Annotated in this window: 17 protein-coding genes; 9 read left to right on the top strand and 8 right to left on the bottom strand. The window is 65.0% G+C overall.

The annotated features are described in order from the left end of the window. The first annotated feature begins 17 nt into the window (after positions 1-17). The 3 genes from AC2YJX_RS04690 to AC2YJX_RS04680 all read left to right on the top strand — a co-directional run bounded on the left by AC2YJX_RS04690 (position 18) and on the right by AC2YJX_RS04680 (position 2758). Positions 18-1058 (top strand): PfkB family carbohydrate kinase, encoded by a 1041-nt coding sequence (locus tag AC2YJX_RS04690; protein ID WP_487255386.1) that lies wholly within the window; start codon positions 18-20, stop codon positions 1056-1058. A gap of 162 nt (positions 1059-1220) precedes the next feature. Further along, positions 1221-2225 carry a GTP pyrophosphokinase gene (locus AC2YJX_RS04685; RefSeq protein ID WP_487255385.1) on the top strand — a complete coding sequence of 335 codons (1005 nt, stop codon included), beginning with the start codon at positions 1221-1223 and terminating at the stop codon, positions 2223-2225. A gap of 89 nt (positions 2226-2314) precedes the next feature. Continuing rightward, positions 2315-2758 carry a GNAT family N-acetyltransferase gene (locus AC2YJX_RS04680; protein ID WP_487255384.1) on the top strand — a complete coding sequence of 148 codons (444 nt, stop codon included), beginning with the start codon at positions 2315-2317 and terminating at the stop codon, positions 2756-2758. A 185-nt stretch (positions 2759-2943) separates the two neighbouring features. Here AC2YJX_RS04680 and AC2YJX_RS04675 read toward each other — a convergent pair whose 3' ends face one another. Further along, positions 2944-3411 carry a GNAT family N-acetyltransferase gene (locus tag AC2YJX_RS04675; RefSeq protein ID WP_228897727.1) on the bottom strand — a complete coding sequence of 156 codons (468 nt, stop codon included), beginning with the start codon at positions 3409-3411 and terminating at the stop codon, positions 2944-2946. Positions 3412-3638: 227 nt separating this feature from the next. Here AC2YJX_RS04675 and AC2YJX_RS04670 point away from each other — a divergent pair, with 227 nt between their 5' ends. Continuing rightward, positions 3639-4730, top strand: a complete 1092-nt coding sequence (locus tag AC2YJX_RS04670) for a hypothetical protein (protein ID WP_487255383.1) — start codon at positions 3639-3641, stop codon at positions 4728-4730. Between the two features lie 27 nt (positions 4731-4757). Here AC2YJX_RS04670 and AC2YJX_RS04665 read toward each other — a convergent pair whose 3' ends face one another. Both AC2YJX_RS04665 and AC2YJX_RS04660 read right to left on the bottom strand, forming a co-directional pair. Then, positions 4758-6176, bottom strand: a complete 1419-nt coding sequence (locus tag AC2YJX_RS04665; RefSeq protein ID WP_487255382.1) for an FAD-binding oxidoreductase — start codon at positions 6174-6176, stop codon at positions 4758-4760. A gap of 46 nt (positions 6177-6222) precedes the next feature. Then, complete coding sequence (locus AC2YJX_RS04660; RefSeq protein ID WP_121505946.1) at positions 6223-6645, bottom strand: DUF2069 domain-containing protein; 423 nt, start codon at positions 6643-6645, stop codon at positions 6223-6225. A gap of 21 nt (positions 6646-6666) precedes the next feature. Between AC2YJX_RS04660 and AC2YJX_RS04655 the strand changes: the two genes are divergently transcribed. Beyond that, on the top strand, positions 6667-7962 hold the full coding sequence (locus AC2YJX_RS04655) for a YihY family inner membrane protein (RefSeq protein WP_487255381.1): 1296 nt from the start codon (positions 6667-6669) through the stop codon (positions 7960-7962). Positions 7963-8057: 95 nt separating this feature from the next. Here the strand turns inward: AC2YJX_RS04655 and AC2YJX_RS04650 are convergent, their stop codons facing one another. Further along, positions 8058-8396: an Mpo1-like protein gene (locus AC2YJX_RS04650; protein WP_055394757.1), complete on the bottom strand. Its 339-nt coding sequence runs from the start codon at positions 8394-8396 to the stop codon at positions 8058-8060. A gap of 131 nt (positions 8397-8527) precedes the next feature. On the opposite strand from AC2YJX_RS04650, the gene AC2YJX_RS04645 reads away from it, so the two are divergent. Further along, positions 8528-9766 carry a DUF418 domain-containing protein gene (locus AC2YJX_RS04645; protein WP_487255380.1) on the top strand — a complete coding sequence of 413 codons (1239 nt, stop codon included), beginning with the start codon at positions 8528-8530 and terminating at the stop codon, positions 9764-9766. Between the two features lie 30 nt (positions 9767-9796). Here AC2YJX_RS04645 and AC2YJX_RS04640 read toward each other — a convergent pair whose 3' ends face one another. After that, a complete protein-coding gene (locus AC2YJX_RS04640; protein ID WP_055394759.1) occupies positions 9797-10615 on the bottom strand; it encodes an alpha/beta fold hydrolase in 819 nt (272 codons plus the stop codon). Between the two features lie 2 nt (positions 10616-10617). Continuing rightward, positions 10618-11928, bottom strand: coding sequence for an O-acetylhomoserine aminocarboxypropyltransferase (locus tag AC2YJX_RS04635; protein ID WP_121420562.1), 1311 nt, complete (start codon positions 11926-11928; stop codon positions 10618-10620). Positions 11929-12075: 147 nt separating this feature from the next. Between AC2YJX_RS04635 and AC2YJX_RS04630 the strand changes: the two genes are divergently transcribed. Next, positions 12076-12528, top strand: a complete 453-nt coding sequence (locus AC2YJX_RS04630; RefSeq protein WP_487255379.1) for a CBS domain-containing protein — start codon at positions 12076-12078, stop codon at positions 12526-12528. Positions 12529-12561: 33 nt separating this feature from the next. Here AC2YJX_RS04630 and AC2YJX_RS04625 read toward each other — a convergent pair whose 3' ends face one another. After that, positions 12562-14796, bottom strand: a complete 2235-nt coding sequence (locus AC2YJX_RS04625; protein WP_487255378.1) for a sensor domain-containing protein — start codon at positions 14794-14796, stop codon at positions 12562-12564. 173 nt (positions 14797-14969) lie between these two features. Between AC2YJX_RS04625 and aroC the strand changes: the two genes are divergently transcribed. Both aroC and AC2YJX_RS04615 read left to right on the top strand, forming a co-directional pair. Continuing rightward, positions 14970-16067: a chorismate synthase gene (gene aroC / locus AC2YJX_RS04620; RefSeq protein ID WP_218300329.1), complete on the top strand. Its 1098-nt coding sequence runs from the start codon at positions 14970-14972 to the stop codon at positions 16065-16067. A gap of 130 nt (positions 16068-16197) precedes the next feature. Beyond that, on the top strand, positions 16198-17988 hold the full coding sequence (locus tag AC2YJX_RS04615) for a bifunctional metallophosphatase/5'-nucleotidase (protein ID WP_487255424.1): 1791 nt from the start codon (positions 16198-16200) through the stop codon (positions 17986-17988). Positions 17989-18003: 15 nt separating this feature from the next. Here AC2YJX_RS04615 and AC2YJX_RS04610 read toward each other — a convergent pair whose 3' ends face one another. Next, positions 18004-18906: a DMT family transporter gene (locus tag AC2YJX_RS04610; protein WP_487255377.1), complete on the bottom strand. Its 903-nt coding sequence runs from the start codon at positions 18904-18906 to the stop codon at positions 18004-18006. Positions 18907-19137 lie beyond the last annotated feature (231 nt).

The raw sequence follows: 19137 nt of genomic DNA, 5'->3' as shown, positions 1-19137 counted from the left end.
CTTCCTCCCAAACATCCATGACTTCCGCATCCACGATTTCCAACGCCACAGCGCCCATCCAAGCCGCCATTGCCGGCGAGGCCCTCATCGACCTGATCCGCCGCCCCGATGGCAGCTACTTGTCGTGCCTGGGCGGCGCGCTCTACAACCTGTGCCGCGCGCTGGCGCGACAGGGCGTGGGCACCCAGTACCTCAACCCCCTGTCGCGCGACCGTTTTGGCCGCGAGCTGGCGGCGCAACTGGTGGCCGACGGCGTGGTGCTGGCCCAGCCCGAGCCCGTACAGCAAGTCACGTCATTGGCAGTGGTTAACCTCGACGCACATGGCCACCCCGACTACGCCTTCTACCGCGAAGGCGTGGCCGACCGCGCCGTGTCCGCCGCAGGTCTGGGCGATAGCTGCGCCGCCTTGCCCGCGCTGCAGTTGGTGTGCACCGGCGCGCTGGCGCTCGACGCGCGTGACACTGCCATCTACCTGCCGTGGCTGGCCGCCCAGCGCGCCGCAGGCCGCTGTGTGGTGGTCGATGCCAACCTGCGCCCCTCCGTCATGCCCGACCTCGCGGGCTACCGCGCCACGGTGCACGCCGCGCTGGCCCACGCCCACATCATCAAGGCCAGCGACGAAGACCTGGAGCATCTGGCCGTGCCCGGCGTGGATGCCCTGGCCCGCGCACAGCACCTGCTGGCCGCCAACCCGCAGGCCCATCTGCTGGCGCTCACGCTCGGCGCGGAAGGCGCCTGGCTGCTGCACCGCAACGGCGCCCAGTGTTTCGCCAAAGAGGCCCAGTCGCTGCCAGTGGTGGACACCGTGGGCGCGGGCGACAGCTTTCTGGCAGGGCTGCTGGCGCATTTGCTGCGGCAGGCGCAAACAGAAGGCGTGGCGAGTTTTGTGCAGTTCGTAGAAACGCTATCCATCCGGGCTTGCCAGCAGGCACTACGCCATGCGCTGGCCAGCGCGAGTTTGTGTGTGATGGAGCAGGGTTGTGTGCCGCCGGGGTGGGCTGATGTAGTCGCTTGGTCAACTATCTCTCTCTCGGCTTGTCATCGTCACCCCGCCTGAGGGCAGGGTTCATTGGCAATGAGCTGGCTACTTGCGAGCACTACAAGACGCCCATTTTTTCCGAATCGGGAGGACTTGAGATGACTGATGCGTCATGGGAATGCGGCAAAAAGTCATTGTGATTAGTAAGATCGCGTCGTCTATTTCAACTCAGGCATTCCAATGGCCACAGAGACTCTCTATGCGCAGTTCAATTCTGTGGCTGGGAACGCAGAGCGATTCCGGCATGTTCTGGTGCAGCAATTCGAACGGTTGTTGTCAGAGTCAGACGTAACTCTCGGAGTCCCTTTGGAGAGTCGAGTAAAGACGTGGAACTCGATAGGAGAAAAAATTGAGCGTAAGGCTCTTCAGCTAAATCGTATTGAGGATATTGATGATCTCGTTGGAATCCGACTCATTCTTCTATTTAGAACAGATCTGTCGAGAGTGGCTGACCTGCTCGCCAAGACCTTTGACGTGGTGACGTCTGAGGATACGTCGTCAAGGTTGGCTGAGAACCAGTTCGGCTATCAATCGCACCACTATGTACTAAGGTTACCGAGCTCTTGGTCTCAGGTGCCAATATTCGGTGGACTAGAACACCTCCGCGCCGAAGTCCAAGTGAGGACACTAGCGCAGCACATTTGGGCAGTTGCATCTCACAAGCTACAGTACAAGCACGAGGCTACTGTTCCAGTTCCGCTCCGGCGATCTATCAATCGCGTATCTGCTCTACTCGAAACGGTTGATCTGGAATTCGAGCGCTTGCTTTCTGATCGATTCAGCTACGTGCATCAAGGGTTAGCAGAAAGTGCCCCGAACTCGCTCTTGAACGTTGATCTGACGCAGGCGGTACTTGATGAGATGCTCCCGGCCAGGAACAAGAAGCCGGGTGCCGAAAAATATGCGGAGCTTTTGCGCGATCTAACGCATTTCGAAATTCAATCAGTTGCTCAATTGCGCGAACTTTTGAGTACACAGATGACAGCGGTATTGGAGTCCGAAGAAGAACACTTCAATATCGCTGTAGCCAATTACGATGAGGAAGGGACGTCTCCCGAGAGGCTGGCTGCTGGCGTCTTCTTTACTCACGTGGGACTTACTCGCGAAGCTCTTTGCATGAGGTTCGGAGGCGACGCTGTGAGAGGCTGGTTGTTAAATAACAGCGGCAGCGACGACGATGCCTAACTGTCAAGGTGTATGAAAACCCGCGCAACAGCAAGAGGTCTGACCATTTGTCACCCCACTCCACATATCGCTCCAACACAATCCGTTCTGTGCAGGCGGGTTCAGCAGTCCAAGCCTGCACCGTCATCCGCCAATCCATCATTCACTGCTGCGCCCTGGACCACCACCACGACACCACCATCCTCAACGCATGGCTGGTCAACAAGACCCCAGAGAACCTGGCCGCGTGGATCACTGCACCCGGTGCGATGGCATGGGCCGCTTATCGGGAAGAGGCGATGGTGGGTTTCGCCCTTTTGACGCGGGCCACGCTGGCGCTTTGCTATGTGGTGCCAGAGGCCTTGCACCAGGGGGTAGGCCACGCCCTGCTGCGGGAGGCCGAGGCCCACGCACGGCAGTCGGGGCTGGCGGCACTGGGGCTGGAGAGCACGCGAACGGCGGAGGCTTTTTACCGCCGCAATGGATATGAACCCGCAGGTGCAGTGCAGTCTTGGGCAGGGCTGCAGGCACAGCCGATGCGCAAGATGTTCTGAAGGGGGCTCTGGGCCGCGTGGAACGCGATGTCCAGAGCCACGACCTCGCCGAGTGCCCTGTCCATCAGGGTTGTGGCAGTTGTTGGAAGCGAGAATGTTAATAAAAAATGGCCCTGGCGCTTGATGTGTAAGCGCAATCAGCTATTGTTTTCATAGTAAATCTCGGCGTGGCCGGCAGGCGTTGATCAGAGTTCCTGCGAGTAGACGATGGACCCATGGTGCTTGGCCATCTTGTCGTACAGCAGTCGCGCGGTGGTATTGGTTTCGTAGGTTTGCCAATACACGCGCGATGCCTTGGCTGCCCGCGCTGCGCTGTACACGGCGTCGATGAGCGCACGTCCCACTCCCCGGCCCCGCGCGGCTTCGTTGGTGTACAGGTCGCTCAGGTAGCAGATGGGATCGATGCGTGTTGTGCTGCGGTGAAAAAGGTAGTGCGCAAGCCCGAGGATCTTGCCGCCAGCAGCGTCGTGCGCCACGAGGCAGAAGACGGGCTCTGCCGGGTCCAGCAAGCGCTGCCAGGTGGTTGCGTTGATGTGTTCGGGCAGCGCTGTGGCGCCAAAGCGGCCGTAGAACGCGTTGTAGCCGTCCCAGAGCGGGCGCCATGCGGCATAGTCTTCGGGCTGGACGGGGCGCACGGTCAAAGTGGAACTCATGGTCGGCCTGGCGGTGTTGCTGGAGCCGTGATTGTGCAGGTGGTGGAAAAGGATGGGTGTCAGTGCCAGCGCACCGCAAGGCACGGCTCCGGGGTCGTGACGGGCACCCAACAGCAGCGAACGCAAGGCCCTGTGGGGTTCTCGCGACGGCCTGGGCTGCGGTGCCGTGGGCGTGGCTACGATGTGCGCTCGTTGGCATCCCGTCTCCAACCTTCCACTGCCCGCCCATGAGCTATGTCCTACACCTTTGGCGCCATCCGGTCCCTGTTTCCAGCGAGGATGCGCGAGCCACGCTGCACGACCTGCGCCAGCAACTGAGCTTCAGCCCCGATGCTGCGGCGGGACAGTTGCTGGAGGCCATCGCAGCCGGGCTGCCGCAGGATGGCGAGCCCGAGGACTATTGGACTGAACCCCCGGAGCCGGACCCGTTTGCGCTGGTGCAAAGCCTGAGTCCCGCCGTGGCCGAACTGGAGGTGGTGCTGCCGGTGATCGAGCGCGTGGCCCGCCAGCTGGGGTGGGTGATTTTTGATCCGCAGAGCGGCGAGGTGCACACCCCTTCGGGGCAGGTGATGTGCCCCATGGGATCTGTTGCAGCCGTGGCGGATGTGCCTGTGCTCCCTGAGCTGAATACTTCGCCTTCGGCGCGCGGCCGCTGGGTGCTGCAATCGCTGGAGCCCCTGTTCACCCAACGGGGCTGGCGCAAGCTGCGGGGCGAATTCTGGTTCAAGAAAAAGCTGCCTGTGGGCGAGGCGCTGGTGTACTCGGACATGGTGCGGGACACCTTGCACCACGGCGTGTGGATACGCCTTGCATTGCCCTCCCACCTGCAGCCCGCTCTTAACAGCGATGGCGGGCCGGCCTTCAAGGTGTCCTTGCAGCACTTCGCGCAGATGCACAGGCTGCCCTTTACTTATCTGGAGCCACCGGCACTGTTCCAAAAACAGGCGGGAGGGGTGATCTACGAGTTGCCCATGGGCACCGCTGACAGTGCTGCCACGCGCCGGGATGAGCTGGCGGCGCTGTACGACAGGGCCGTGCTGGACTGGCTGGACCAGTTGCACAGCCTGGAGGATCTGGACAGATGGGCCAACCGCGTGCCGGATGAGGAATGCCCCTTCGTGGGCCTGCGCCAACGCAGCGACTACCGCTTGCTGAACTACCACCCCGATCTGCTGGTGGCGGCTGCAGTCAACGCCCCTGACTTTGAGCAACGCGCCCTGGAGCGCTATGCAACGTACGAGGCCGACGCATTTGGCAGGGGGCTGCTGCCCCAGATGCACGAGCTGCTGGCCGTGTGCGGCTTGCACGTCTCGCGCTGATCCTATGTTTGCGCAGACCGTGCGGCGTTAGACCTTCAGTACCCGCCCCGGGTTCATGATTCCCTGCGGGTCCAGCGCCTGCTTGATGGCGCGCATCATGCCCATGGCCACAGGCGACTGGTACTTCTCCAACTTGTCGGCCTTGAGTTCGCCAATGCCGTGCTCGGCCGAGAATGAGCCGCCGAACTCGGCCACGGCCTCATAGACGAGGTGGTTCACATGGGCTTCGTGCTCGCGCAGAAAGGCCTTGGGGTCGCCCTCGGCGGGCGCCTGCACGTTGTAGTGCAGGTTGCCGTCGCCCAGGTGGCCGAAGTTGACCAGGCGCACGCCGGGGATCTCGCGCTGCAGCACCGCGTCGGTGTGGGCCACAAAGGCGGGGATGCGCGAGATCTGCACCGAGATGTCGTGCTTGATGTTCAGGCCTTCCTCGGCCTGCGCGAGCGGAATGCTCTCGCGGATGTGCCAGAGCTGGTGGGCCTGCGTGAGGTTCTCTGCCACCACGGCGTCGGTCACGCAGCCCATTTCAAACGCGGTCTCCAGCAGCGACTCAAACCGTGCACGCGCGTGTTCTTCGGATTCGCTGTCGGAGTTTTCGAGCAGCACGCACCAGGGCGCGTTGTCGTCGCCCAGAAAGGGCACGCGCAGCTGCGGCATGTGCTTGCCCACCAGGCTCAGCGCAAACTGGCCCATCACCTCAAAGCCCGTAAGGCCCGCCCCCAGCTGCTTGTGCGCCAGGCCCAGCAAGGCCACGGCGTGTTCCATCGACGGCACGGCGGCCCAGGCCGTGAGGTTGGCGGCGGGCTGGGGATAGAGCTTCAACGTCGCAGCGGTGATGATGCCCAGCGTGCCTTCGCTGCCGATGAACAGGTCGCGCAGGTCGTAGCCCGTGTTGTCCTTGCGCAGGCCCTTGAGGCCGTCCCACACCTCTCCCTGGGCGGTGACCACCTCAAGCCCCAGGCACAGGTCGCGCGCGTTGCCGTAGCGCACCACCTGTGTGCCGCCTGCGTTGGTGCCCAGATTGCCGCCAATGGTGCAGCTGCCCTCGGCCGCGAGGCTCAGGGGGAACAGCACGCCCGCGTTCTGCGCCACATCCTGCAGGTTCTGCAGGATGCAGCCAGCTTCCACCGTCATGGTGAGGTTGTCGGTGTCCACGCTGCGCACCGCGTTCATGCGGGTGAGGCTCAGCACGATCTGCGTGCCCGAGTCATCGGGCGTGGAGCCCACGGCCAGGCCAGTGTTGCCGCCCTGGGGCACGATGGCGGTGCCTGCTGCTGCGCAGGCCTTGACCACGGCCGCCACTTCCTGCGTGCTGGCGGGACGCACCACGGCCAGGGCCTTGCCGCGCACGCGACGGCGCCAGTCCTGCTCCCAGGCAGAGAGGTCGCCTTCGGTGATCACATAGGCGGGGCCGACGATGGCGCGCAGGGTGTCAAGCAGAGTGGTCATGGTCAAGGAGTTTCTTCTTCAAGGCGATGAAAAGAGGAGGTTGGCATCAGGATGCAGCAGAGGCGGCTGCAGCCGCCTTGGCATTGCGCTGGCGCAGCCGCACATGCAGCGTGCAGGCGGTGAACAACACGAGGCACAGGGCCACCTCGGCCCAGGCCAGCCACTGCGACGGGGGCTTGTCGCTCCAGCCGCGCACCACGCCTTCGGTGAAATACAGCCAGATCACCAGGCTGACCCAGCGGTAGGTGTACATGCGGTTCTTGAGAATGCCCGCCAGCGGGATGCACAGCGGAAGCGCCTTGAGTGCGAGCCATGAGCCACCAGGGCGCAACGGGGCCAGCACCAGCTCCCAGGCCAGGCACAGAACAATCAGCGCCAGCAGGCTGCAAGTGGCCAGCCAGCGCGTGGATTCCACAGCGCTGTCTGCGGGAACGGGGAGGGCGGGCGGGGCGGAAGGTGATGCGGTCATTGGGGTGGCATCATATCGGCCATGTCCTTGTCCTTACAGGCAGTGGCCCAGCGCGCGGAGGCGCTGGTGACCGAGCTGTCGCACTTCCCCTGGAAAACCACGGCCCAGACGCTGCGTGAGCGATTTCGTGAGGACCATCTGGGGCTCACGGCCAGCAGCCTGACCTTCACCACCATCCTGGCGCTGGTGCCCTTCTTCACCGTGGCACTGGCAGTGTTCACGGCCTTCCCCATCTTCGGCAAGCTGCAGGATGCGCTGCAGGGCTGGCTGGTGAACAGCCTGGTGCCCGACAGCATCTCGCGCCAGGTGCTGGGCTACCTCACGCAGTTTGCGGCCAAGGCCAGCAGCCTGGGGGTGGCAGGTTTCAGCATTTTGTTGGCCACGGCGCTGGCGCTGATCCTCACCATCGACCGCACCCTTAACGACATCTGGCGCGTGCAGCGGCTGCGGCCGCTGGGCCAGCGGGTGCTGATCTACTGGGCCGCCATCACACTCGGCCCGCTGCTCATGGGGGCGAGCCTGGCGCTCACGTCGTACGTGATGTCGGCCTCGGGCGGGCTGGTCAAGCGCCTGCCCGATGGTGTGCAGCTGCTGTTCGATTCGATCCAGTTTGTGGTGCTGGCGGGCGGCATGGCGTCGTTGTACCACTATGTACCCAACACGCCGGTGAAGTGGCGGCACGCCTGGACGGGAGGGCTGTTCGTGGCCGTGTGCATCGAGCTGGCCAAGAAGGTGCTGGCGCTGTACCTCGGCAAGGTGCCAACGTATTCGGTGGTGTACGGTGCATTCGCCACGCTGCCCATTTTGCTGGTGTGGATCTATGTGGCCTGGGTCATCGTGCTGCTGGGCGCGGTGGTTACGGCCTACCTGCCCAGCTTGCTGGCAGGTGTGGCGCGGCGCGGCACCGTGGCGGGCTGGACGTTTCAACTGGCAGTGGAGGTGCTGCAGCAACTGCACCGCGTGCGCCACCAGCCCCTCAAAGGCCTGCGCCCCGGCCAGCTCGCCCAGTTGCTGCGGGTGGACGTGCTGCAGCTGGCCCCGGTGCTGGAGGCGCTGACCGCGCTGGACTGGGTGGGCCAGGTCAACGATGCGGCGGTGGACGCTGCGGACGTGCCCGAGCCGCGCTATGTGCTGCTGGCCAACCCGGGCGCGACACCCCTGGCGCCGCTGGTGCAGCGCCTGCTGCTGGAGCGCGCCGAGAGCCTGCAGCCGCTGTGGTCACAGGCCCGGCTGGACGGGTTGCTGCTGGAGGATGTGCTGCAGGTGGGCGCAGGCGCTGACTCCGGCCTGGGCGCGCAGCGGGCCGTGCCCATGTAAGCTATCGAAAATATAGCTGCTTGCGCTTGCTGGATAAGCGCTAGGGCCTGTTTTTACTTGATTTATCGCCGTGACAGCTGTCGCGAATCACCGCTTCAGAACGGCACCTTCCCCGTCCAGATGTCCTTGTACATCACCCAGTCGCCCATGAAGCTGTAGAGCGGCCGCTTGAAGCTGGCGGGTTTGTTCTTCTCAAAGCCGAAGTGACCCACCCAGGCAAAGCCGTAGCCGCACAGCAGGCCATACAGCAGGTACTGCGGTTTGCCCGTGACCACCAGCATGGCCAGGCAGACCAGGGTGAGCGTGGAGCCCACAAAATGCAGGCGGCGGCAAGTGCGGTTGCTGTGTTCGCCGAGGTAAAAGGGGTAGAAGTCGGCGAAACGCTTGAAGGTGCGCGGGTCGGTGGTCGTGGTGTGGGGGGCACTGATGTCCATCGTTGTCTCCTTGGGGGTGGGGCTACCTGATGCCAAACGCTTTATACGCCCAAGCCCTTAAAAATGCAGTGCCGCTGTGGACATGAGATGCCATGGGCTGTCGTTGAACAGGTTCTGTCACCATCGCCAGGATGACTTCCACGGAATCCTCAACCACCCCGTCTGTCGCTGCCCCCGCCGGGGGGCGCGAACACGCCATCGACGCGCTGCGCGGCTTTGCGCTGCTGGGCATCCTCATGGTCAATGCGGGCAGCTTTGCCTCCACCTACTTTGGCGTGGGAGTGTCTGACCCAGCCTTCTCGCGGCCGGTGGACCACGCCGTGCGCTGGCTGGTGAGCTTCTTCTTCGAGACCAAGTTCTATCTGCTGTTCTCGATGCTGTTTGGCTACAGTTTTGCACTGCAGATGGATGCCGCCCGGCGCACCGGCAGCGCTTTTGTTCCGCGTTTTCTGCGGCGCTTGCTGGGGCTCGCATTGCTGGGGGTGGCGCATGCGTGGCTGCTGTTTGCGGGTGACATCCTGGTTACCTATGCGCTGCTGGGTGTGCTGCTGCTCGCATGGCGGGACGTGCGTCCGGGCACGGCAGTGGTGCTGGCACTGGTGCTGCTGGGGGCCACCGCCGCTGGCTGGGGCCTGTTGGCTTGGCTGATGGCGCAGGTGCCGCCGATGGACTTGCCCCTGGCAGAGCTGCACGCCAAGGCGCAGCAAGCCGCGCAAGCGTATCGCGCCAGTGCCCTGGAGGCCATTGCGCAGCGCGGGCGGGACATGGCCGAGGGCGTATGGTTTGTGCTGGTGTTCGTGCAGGGCCCGTGTGCGCTGGCCATGTTCCTGTTGGGGCTGGCGGCGCACCGCACCGGCTATCTGGCCACTGTGGCGCAGCACCCCGCGCGACTGCGCCGCTGGATGGTTTGCTGCCTGCCGGTCGGTGTGGCGGGCGCGTTGTTCTATGCCTCTACGCAGGGAGGCGGCAGTGTTCACTCGCCCGAACATGTGGGTCTGGCTGCACTGGCAGTGGATTTGGCCACCGCGCCGTTTCTCACTTTCGGCTATGTCGCGCTGCTGCTGTGGTTGCTGCAGCGCGGCCCAGCCGGCCGCCGGCTGGGCGCTGCGCTGCAACCAGCGGGGCGCATGGCACTGACGAACTACCTGCTGCAGTCGCTGGTGGGGGCGCTGGTCTTTACGGCCTACGGCCTGGCGCTGGTGGGCCAGGTGTCGCCGGGGTGGGTGGTGCTGGGCGTGCTGGTGCTGTACGCCACCCAGCTGGCGTGGAGCCACCGCTGGATGGCCACGCATGCCTATGGTCCGGTGGAATGGCTGCTGCGTGCTTTCACGCAGTGGCAGTGGCCCGCATGGCGGCGCGTCCCGGCCTGACTGCAGGCCGGGACGCGTGTGGAGCGCTGCTCAGCGGGCCAGAAAGTCGCGCAGCGCGAACAGCGTTTCTTCCGGCGCCTCGGTCATCTGGTTGTGGCCCACCGGCAGGTTGGCCATCGACACGGATTTGCCTGCTGCGCGTGCCGCATTCACCAGGCCCTGCGCGGCTCTGGGCGGTGTCATCTGGTCCTGGCTGCCTAGCGCAAACAGCACCGGGCATGTCAGCTGCGCCATGGCGGCTTCGCCGCCGGTGTAGCTATCGCAGGCCACAAACCCCCGGTGGAACACGTTGACCGCCGTATTGCTGCGCAGCACCTTGCGCCCCAGCGCCATGCCTGCGCCAAACACCCAGGTGCCAGGGCCCAGGGCCGACGGGGGCGCAGACAAGGTGCTGCGTGAGAACACATTGACCATGCGCATCGCCTTCTCGGGGTCGGTCTGTGACGCTTCGATGAGCGCGGGCGAGACCTTCATCGGGAAGGCCGTGCCCACCAGCACCAGGTGGCTGATGCGGTCCTTCAGGCGCGCGGCCGCCTCCATGGCAATGAGTGAACCCCAGCTGTGGCCCACCAGCGCTGCGCGCTGCACACCGGCGGCATCGAGCAGCGCACCGATGAAGTCCGCGCCTTGCTCCACCGTGGCGGGCGCCTCGCCACTGCTGCGGCAGTGGCCGGGCAGGTCGATGGCCAGCACGTTCCAGCCGTGGTTGGCCATGTAGCGGCTTTGCAGGGCCCACACGCTGTGGTCGTTGAGCACTCCATGGATGAACACCACGGTCGGTTTGGCGGCATCAAATGCCTTGCCGCCGGTGTAGCAGTAGATGGCGGCGCCGTTGACTTGGATGTGCATGGTCAGGCCCCCGCCTTTTCTGCGGCTTTGAGCGCGCGTTTCAGGTCGTCAATGAGGTCGTCGGCATCTTCGAGGCCGATGGACAGGCGGATCGTGCCCTGGCTGATGCCTGCGCCCGCCAGCGCTTCGTCGCTCATGCGGAAATGCGTGGTGCTGGCCGGGTGGATCACCAAGCTGCGGCAGTCGCCCACATTGGCCAGGTGGCTGAAGACCTTGAGGGTTTCGATGAACTTCTTGCCCTGCTCGCGGTTGCCCTTGAGGTCAAAGCTGAACACCGAGCCCGCGCCACGCGGCAGCAGCTTTTGCGCGAGGGCGTGGCTCCCGTGCGACTCCAGCATGGGGTGGCCCACGCGCGACACAAAGGGCTGTGTGGCCAGAAATTCGACCACCTTCTCGGTGTTGCGCATGTGCTGCGCCATGCGCAGCGGCAGGGTTTCAATGCCTTGCAGGATGAGCCAGGCCGTGTGCGGGCTCATGCAGGCGCCAAAGTCGCGCAAGCCCTCGCGGCGCGCGCGCAGCAGAAAGGCGCCCACGGTGCTCTCCTCGGTGAACACCATGTTGTGAAAGCCGTCGTAGGGCTGGGTCAGCTCGGCAAACTTGCCGGCGGATTTTGGGCCGTCCCAGTCGAAGCTGCCGCCGTCGACCACGATGCCACCCACCACGGTGCCATGGCCTGAGAGGAACTTGGTGGCCGAGTGGTAGACCAGGTCGGCGCCATGCTCGAAGGGCTTGATGAGCCAGGGCGAGGTGAGCGTGGAGTCCACCAGCAGCGGCACGCCGGCCTCGTGCGCGATGGAGGATACGGTGGGGATGTCCAGCACATCCAGGCCTGGGTTGCCCACGGTTTCGCCAAAGAACAGCTTGGTGGTGGGGCGCACAGCGGCGCGCCAGCCGTCAATGTCGCCGGGTTTGACGAAGGTGGTCTCAATGCCAAAGCGCGAGAGCGTGTAGTGCAGCAGGTTCTGCGAGCCGCCATACAGCGCCGTGCTGGCCACGATGTGGCTGCCCGCGCCCATGAGTGTGGCAATCGCCAGGTGCAGCGCGGCCTGGCCGCTGGCGGTGGCAATCGCGCCGACGCCGCCTTCCAGTGCTGCCACGCGCTGTTCCAGCACCGCGTTGGTGGGGTTGCTGATGCGGCTGTACACATGGCCGCCGCGCTCCAGGTTGAACAGCGAAGCCGCGTGGTCGCTCGACTCGAAGACGAACGACGTGGTCAGGTGGATGGGCGTGGCGCGCGCGCCAGTGGCGGGGTCGGGGCTCGCGCCTGCGTGCAGCGCCAGCGTGTCAAAGCCGGGGTCGGAGTAACCGGGCATCTTGTGTCTCCCATGTTGTCAATGCAGGCGGGCATTGTGGGCTATATTTGCCGACAAACGGCCTGCAGCACCTGGGCAACCCCAGCGGATGTGCTGGTGCCTGTGGGTCCACACATACTCTTCCCGATCCCCCGGAGACTCTGCACCATGAAAGTCAGCGACATCCTTCGCGTCAAAGGCAACACCCTCTACACCGCATCGCCGGACGAGCCGCTGGCGAGTGCCGTGAGCCTGATGGCCGAGCGCGACATTGGCTCGCTCGTGGTGATGGAGCATGGCGACCTGGTGGGCATGCTTACCTTTCGCGAGGTGATCCAGGCCTTGGTCAAAAACGGGGGCAGCGTGGGCACGATGCTGGTGCGCTCGGCCATGGACGACGCGCCCCTGACCTGCACGCTCGAAACCGACATGGACGAAGTGCGCCGCATGATGCTGGACCGCCATGCGCGCTACATGCCCGTGATGGACCGCCGCATGCTGATGGGCGTGATCAGCTTTTACGACGTGGCCAAGGCCGTCGTGGACAGCCAGAACTTCGAGAACAAGATGCTCAAGGCCTACATCCGCGACTGGCCGGAAGACGAGTCCCGCAGCGGCTGAACGCTGCGACGTCTGCGACACCGAGCGCTGTTCTCAGCTCAGGCCCCGCGCAGGCGCGCAAAGCCAGGCTTCCAGTTCATCTGGTGGCATGGGCCTGCCGAACAGATAGCCCTGCATCACAGGGCAACCGTGGGCCTGTAGCCATTGCTGCTGGCCGGTAGTTTCCACCCCTTCGGCCACCACCACCATGCCCAGGCTGTGGGCAATGCTGAGCACCGATACCGTGAGCGCGCGTGCGGTGGGGCTGGTGGTGAGGTCTTGCACAAACGCCATGTCCAGCTTGAGTTCGCTGATGGGCAGGCGGTGCAGGTAGCTCAGGCTGGAGTAGCCAGTGCCAAAGTCATCGAGCGACAGCTTAAAGCCCTTGTGGTGCAGCGCCTCGATGTTGGCCAGCGTTACCGGCCGTGCATCCATCATCACGCTTTCGGTGATCTCCAGCAGCACATCGTTGGTGCGCAGGCCGTGGCGCTCCAGCGCGTCGCAGACCTGCTGCGCAAACTCTGCCTGGTGAAAACTGCGTCCTGACAGGTTCACGGCCACGCAGGGCACGCTGTGGCCAGCTGCACGCCAGGCCGACAGCTGCGCACAGGCTTCGTCCAGCAGCCACAAGGTCAGTTCGTGAATGAGGCCGGCCTCTTCGGCCACTGGGATGAACCGGCTGGGGGGCACCATGCCCCATTCGGGATGTTGCCAGCGCGCCAGGGCTTCCACACCGTGCAGGGTGCCAGGCGCACTGCTGAGCACCTGGGGTTGGTAGTGCAGGCTCAGGCTGCGGTCGGCCAGCGCCTGGCGCAAGGCGCGTTCCAGGGCGGCACGCTCCTGTGCGCGCCGGTTCATTTCGGCGCTGAACAATTGCAGGCTGTGCCTGTGGTCGCTTTTGGCCTGGACCATGGCTTGGTCAGCGTGGCGCAGCAGCGTGTCGATCGCATCGCCATCGTCCGGAAACATCGCAATGCCAATGCTGGCGTGGCAGACATGGGCTTGCCCGTGGAGGTCCATGGGGCGGGCCATCTCTTGCAGGATGCTCTGGGCCATCTGCACGACTTGCCCAGTGCTGCACTCGGACAACAGCAGCACGAATTCATCACCCGCCAGCCGGCCGATCAGATCGCGCGCGCGCAGGCACTGCGTGAGTCGCTTGGCCACTTCGCACAACAGCGCGTCGCCTGCGGCATGGCCCAGGGTGTCGTTGACCTGCTTGAAGCGGTCCAGGTCGATGAAAAGCACCGCACCAGGGTGTTCTTCCTGCCGCAGGCTGGCCAGCGCACGCTCCGCACTGCTGCGGAACATGGCGCGGTTGGGTAGGCCCGTGAGTTCATCAAAAAAGGCGAGCTGGTGAATGCGCTGGCGTGTGGCGTTGCGTTCAATGGCCAGCGCACACAAGTGCAGGCACACTTCCACCAGCCGATGGTGCAGCGCGTCGGGCGCGCGCGGCTCCCGAAAATAAAAGGCAAAGGTGCCAATCACCTTGCCTGCGTGGTCACAGATCGGGCTGGACCAGCAGGCTCGCATGCCGCTGGGCTCAAACAGGGTGTGGTAGTCGGCCCACAAGGGGTCGGTGGTGATGTCGGTGACCACAACAGGCGCCCGCCGGAAGGCCGCAGTGCCACACGAACCGACACAAGGGCCGATGGGAACCCCGTCCAGCGCCTGGCAGATGGCGGGGGGCAGCCCGGGCGCTGACAGCGGGTGCAGCAGGCCTAGCTCGTCCACGGCAAGGATGGAGGCCGTGACTTCGGGGGCGATGCGTTCGACTTCGCGGCACACCAGAGCCATCAGGTCGGCGAGCGGCAATTCGTTGACCATGCCCTCCAGCACGCGCTTTTGCAGCACCTCGTGCATCTTGGTGAGTGTGATGTCGGTCAGCACCGTGATGCTGCCCCCCGGTCCGCCGGAGGCCTCGTTCGAGGCATTGATCATCATCGACACCCAGCGTGGCTGGCCAGCCTTGCTGTACAGCAGCGTCTCTATATGAAAGCCCCCTTGCTGGTCGATGCCATCACGGATTTCACTCAGCAGCCCGGGGTCGGAGTGTGGGCCCAGCAGCACGTCGCTGAGGTATTTGCCCAGCACCTCCGCAGGGCTGAACCCAAACAGGCGGGTGAATCCTTCATTCACATACACCACGTGCCGGGTGCTGTTGCTCATCACGATGGCGTTGTCGCTGGCATCCAGTGCCCTGCGCAACGGGGCATCGGCCAAAGGGGCTGGCGGCAGGATGCCGTGGTGGGGAGGAGTGCCGGAAGTGTGCGGGGCTGAAACGGGCATGGATGTCCCAAAGATCGTCCATGGATGCTAGCAAGTGCGCGCCACACTGCCAAGCGCGTTTGTGGCAAGTATTCATCTGAACCCCATGTTGTGCCTGTCATTCTTGGGTGGGGCGTGCTCTGTGGTGGGGCCCAGCGACGGCGGCGCACGCCGCTCTGGGATAATCCCGCCCCATGAGCGGCAACACCTTCGGAACCCTATTCGCAGTCACCAATTTTGGTGAATCCCACGGCCCGGCCATTGGCTGCGTGATCGACGGTTGTCCGCCCGGCATGCCGCTGTCCGAGGCCGACATCCAGGCCGACCTGGACCGGCGCCGCCCTGGCACCAGCCGCCACGTCACGCAGCGCAACGAGCCCGATGCGGTGGAAATCCTCTCCGGCGTGTACGAGGGCAAGACCACAGGCACGCCCATCGCCCTGCTGATCCGCAACACCGACCAGCGCAGCAAGGATTACAGCAACATCGCCGAGAGCTTTCGCCCCGGCCATGCCGACTACACCTACTGGCACAAGTACGGCATCCGCGACCCGCGTGGCGGTGGCAGGTCATCGGCCCGGCTGACGGCCCCCACGGTGGCTGCGGGCGCGGTGGCCAAGAAGTGGCTGGCCCAGCAGTACGGTGCGCAGTTTCGCGCCTGCATGACGCAGCTGGGCGAGCTGGTCATCCCGTTCGAGAGCTGGGAGCATGTGCGCAGCAACCCCTTCTTCGCCCCCGTGGCCGACGTGCAGCAGTACGAGGACTACATGGATGCCCTGCGCAAGGCCGGTGATTCGTGCGGTGCCCGCATCCGCGTGCAGGCCACCGGCGTGCCGGTGGGCCTGGGTGAGCCGCTGTACGACAAGCTTGATGCCGACATTGCCCACGCCATGATGGGCCTCAATGCTGTCAAGGGCGTGGAAATCGGCGCTGGGTTTGCCAGCGTGGCCCATCGGGGCACCATGCACGGTGATTCGATGACGCCCCAGGGCTTTCGCACCAACAACGCCGGTGGTGTGCTGGGCGGCATCAGCACCGGGCAGGACCTGGAGGTGAGCATTGCGATCAAACCCACCAGTTCCATCATCAGCCCGCGTGAATCGATCGATGTGCATGGCAACAGCACCGAGGTCATCACCAAGGGCCGTCATGACCCCTGCGTGGGCATCCGCGCCGCACCGATTGCCGAGGCACTGCTGGCACTGGTCGTCATGGACCACGCCCTGCGCCATCGCGCGCAGTGTGGCGACGTGGTGCCCCCGGTGCCGCCCATCCAGGCATCGTTCCTGTAACGGGCGCGCTGCGCTGCGGGTGGAGCACGGGCTTTCGGTGCTGGTGACGCAGAGGGCGTGCAGCGATGCGCGCCCTTTTTTCTTGGATTGAATGAGGTAGTCCATGCGCAGCTTGTTGGCACAGGGTTTCATGGGATCGCAGCGAGGTCGCCGCAAGGTCGCACGCGCGATGGTGGCCACACTGGGGGCGCTGCTGGCGGGCTGCGGCACGGCTTTGCCAACTGGCGATGGGCGAACACCTCAGCACATCGACATCACGCTCATTGGCTTCAACGACCTGCACGGCAACCTGGAGCCGCCGCGCATGGCGCATACCGTCCAGACTGCGGCGGGGCCGGTCTCGGTGCCTGCCGGGGGCATGGCTTATTTTGCCAGCGCCATGGCGGCGCTCAAGGCCCGGGGGCCGCACCACGCCGTGGTTTCGGCGGGGGACATGGTGGGTGCATCGCCCCTGCTGTCGTCACTGTTCCTGGATGAGCCCACCATCGAGGCGGTCAACGCCATGCAGATCGACTTCAATGCCGTGGGCAACCATGAGTTCGACCGGGGCTGGCGCGAACTGCTGCGCCTGCAGCACGGCGGCTGCGAGAAGTTCACCGCGCGCCAGCCCTGCCAGATCAGCCAGCCGTTTGCCGGGGCGCGGTTCGGCTTCTTGGCCGCCAACACCGTGCGCACCGAGGATGGGCGCACGCTGCTGCCTGCCACCGGCATCAAGCGATTTACCGAGGGTGGGGTTACCGTCACCCTGGGCGTGATCGGCCTCACGCTGCAGGCCACGCCCACCATGGTCAGCCCTTCGGGTGTGGCGGGCCTGCGCTTTGAGGACGAAGCGGCCACGGCCAACGCGCTGATTCCGCTGCTGCGGGCCCAGGGCGCCGATGTGATCGCTGTGGTCATCCACGAGGGCGGCGGCACCACGGCCGGCGTGCAGGAGACCAGCTGCGCGGGCCTTTCGGGCGACATCGTGCCCATCCTGGAGCGGCTGGACCCGGCCGTGGATGTGGTGGTCTCGGGCCACACGCACCAGGCCTATGTTTGCGACTACGGCCGCGTGAACCCGGCCAAGCCCTTTCTGCTGACCAGCGCGGGCCAGTACGGCACGCTGCTCACGGACATCCAGTTGCGGGTGGACACGCGCACCCGCCGCGTGGTGCACAAAGCCGCGCGCAATGTCATCGTGCAGGGCGAGGCGTTCACGGGCAGCCAGGGGCACGTGCCCCTGACCTCGGCCGTGCCGTCCTTTGCGGCGGATCCGCAGGTGCAGAAGGTCATCGACACTTACCGTGCCGCTGCCGTGCCGCTGGCCCAGCGCCCCGTGGGGCAGGCCGCTGGCGCCCTGCGGCGCACACCGGCCCCGTCGCTCGAAAGCGCGCTGGGCAATCTGGTGGCCGATGCCCAGCTCCACGCCACGCGTGCTCCGGAGCAGGGTGGGGCGCAGCTGTCGTTCATGAACCCGGGTGGCCTGCGCGCTGATCTGGTGCCCGATGAACAAGGGCTGGTGCGCTATGGCCAGCTCTACGCGGTGCAGCCCTTCGGCAACCAGTTGGTCGTCAAGACCTTCACGGGCGCGCAGATCAAGGCGGCGCTGGAGCAGCAGTTCGCCAGCGGCAGCAACACCATGCAGCGGCCCCGGGTGCTATTGGTGTCAGCAGGGTTTTCGTACCGCTATGACCTCACCCAGCCAGTGGGTGCGCGTATTAGCCACATGGTGCTGAACGGTACCCCGCTGCGCGACGATGCGCAGGTGCGCGTGGTGATGAGCAGCTACCTGGACAGCGGCGGGGACAACTTCACCGTGCTGGCCGAAGGCCGCGACCGCCTGGTGGGCGGGCTGGACCTGGATGCGCTGGAGGCTTACTTCCGCGCCCACAGCCCGGTGCCGGTGCCCGCCACTGACCGCATCACGCGCGGGGCCCGCTGAGGCGCTTGCTGGTTCTTAGCTGCGCCCCGGGCGCATTGCCGCCAGCCAGCGCAGCGGGTTGAATCCTGTCACCAGCCCGGTGGCCACCAGCACCAACGCTCCGCCCCACACCATCCCGGGGCCCAAGGCCTCGCCCAGAAAGACATGGCCCCAGGCCACACCGAACAGCGGGATCATGAAGGCCGAACTCATCGCTGCCACGGGCGAGACATGTTTGAGCACCCGCAGGTTGAGCCAGTAGGCCAGGCCCGAGGTCACGATGCCCATCACGGCCACCGCAGCCAGTGCCCCCGGTGTGAAACGGGCCTCGGGCAAGCTCCACGCAGCGCCCGGCAGCAGCAACACCAGTGCGGCGGCGTGGATGCCTGCGGCGATCGACAGCGGGGACATTCGCGTCGTGGCGCGCTTCATCCACGTCGTAGAGATGCCATAGCAGGCAGACGCTGCAACGCAGGCCGCGGCGGCCATCAGCAAGGCAGGCGTGGGCTCCACGGGCCCCAGCTGCACGATCAGCGCCACCCCCGCAAAGCCGCAGACGCAACCCAGCCACTTGCGCGTGCACAGTGTGTCCTCCTTCATCCACGCGGCGGCAATCACACCAAAGGGCACGGCCATGGTGTTGAGCAGTGAGCTGTAGCCGGCGGGCAGGTGCAAGGCCGCCCAGGCATACAGCAGAAAAGGCAGTGCGACGGTGAGCGTGCCCAGCCCGAACAGCTCGCGCCGATGGCGCCACGGCCAGGGTTCGTTGGCGACCCGCATGATGCCCATCAGCGTCAGCGTGGCCAGCCCAATGCGCAGCGCGGCCATCACGTTGGGCCCGAGCACGGGGCTGGCAATGCGGATGAAAAGAAAGGAGGCGCCCCACAGGGCGGACAGCAGCACCAGCTGCAGGAAGTGGCGGGTTTTCACCGGGCGCATTGTGGAGTACAGGCGAGTCGCGCGCTGGCTCGCACCAAGCCAATTTTCAAGCCAAATTGGCACCTAGCGTTTGTCCAGAAAGCGCGGGCAGCTATTAATTTTGGAGCATTTTGCGGTGTAGCACGCGCGACAGCGCCCGCCCGCACAGGTCCACATGCGTCGCCCGTGGATGTGGGTGCTACTCTATTTATAGCTGTTAGCGCTTGTGTGATAACCGCTGGAGGCCAAAAT

This window comes from Acidovorax sp. SRI_002 (assembly GCF_057586455.1).
Note: the sequence above shows the minus strand (reverse complement) of the source record. Positions and strands in the feature narration are given on the sequence as shown.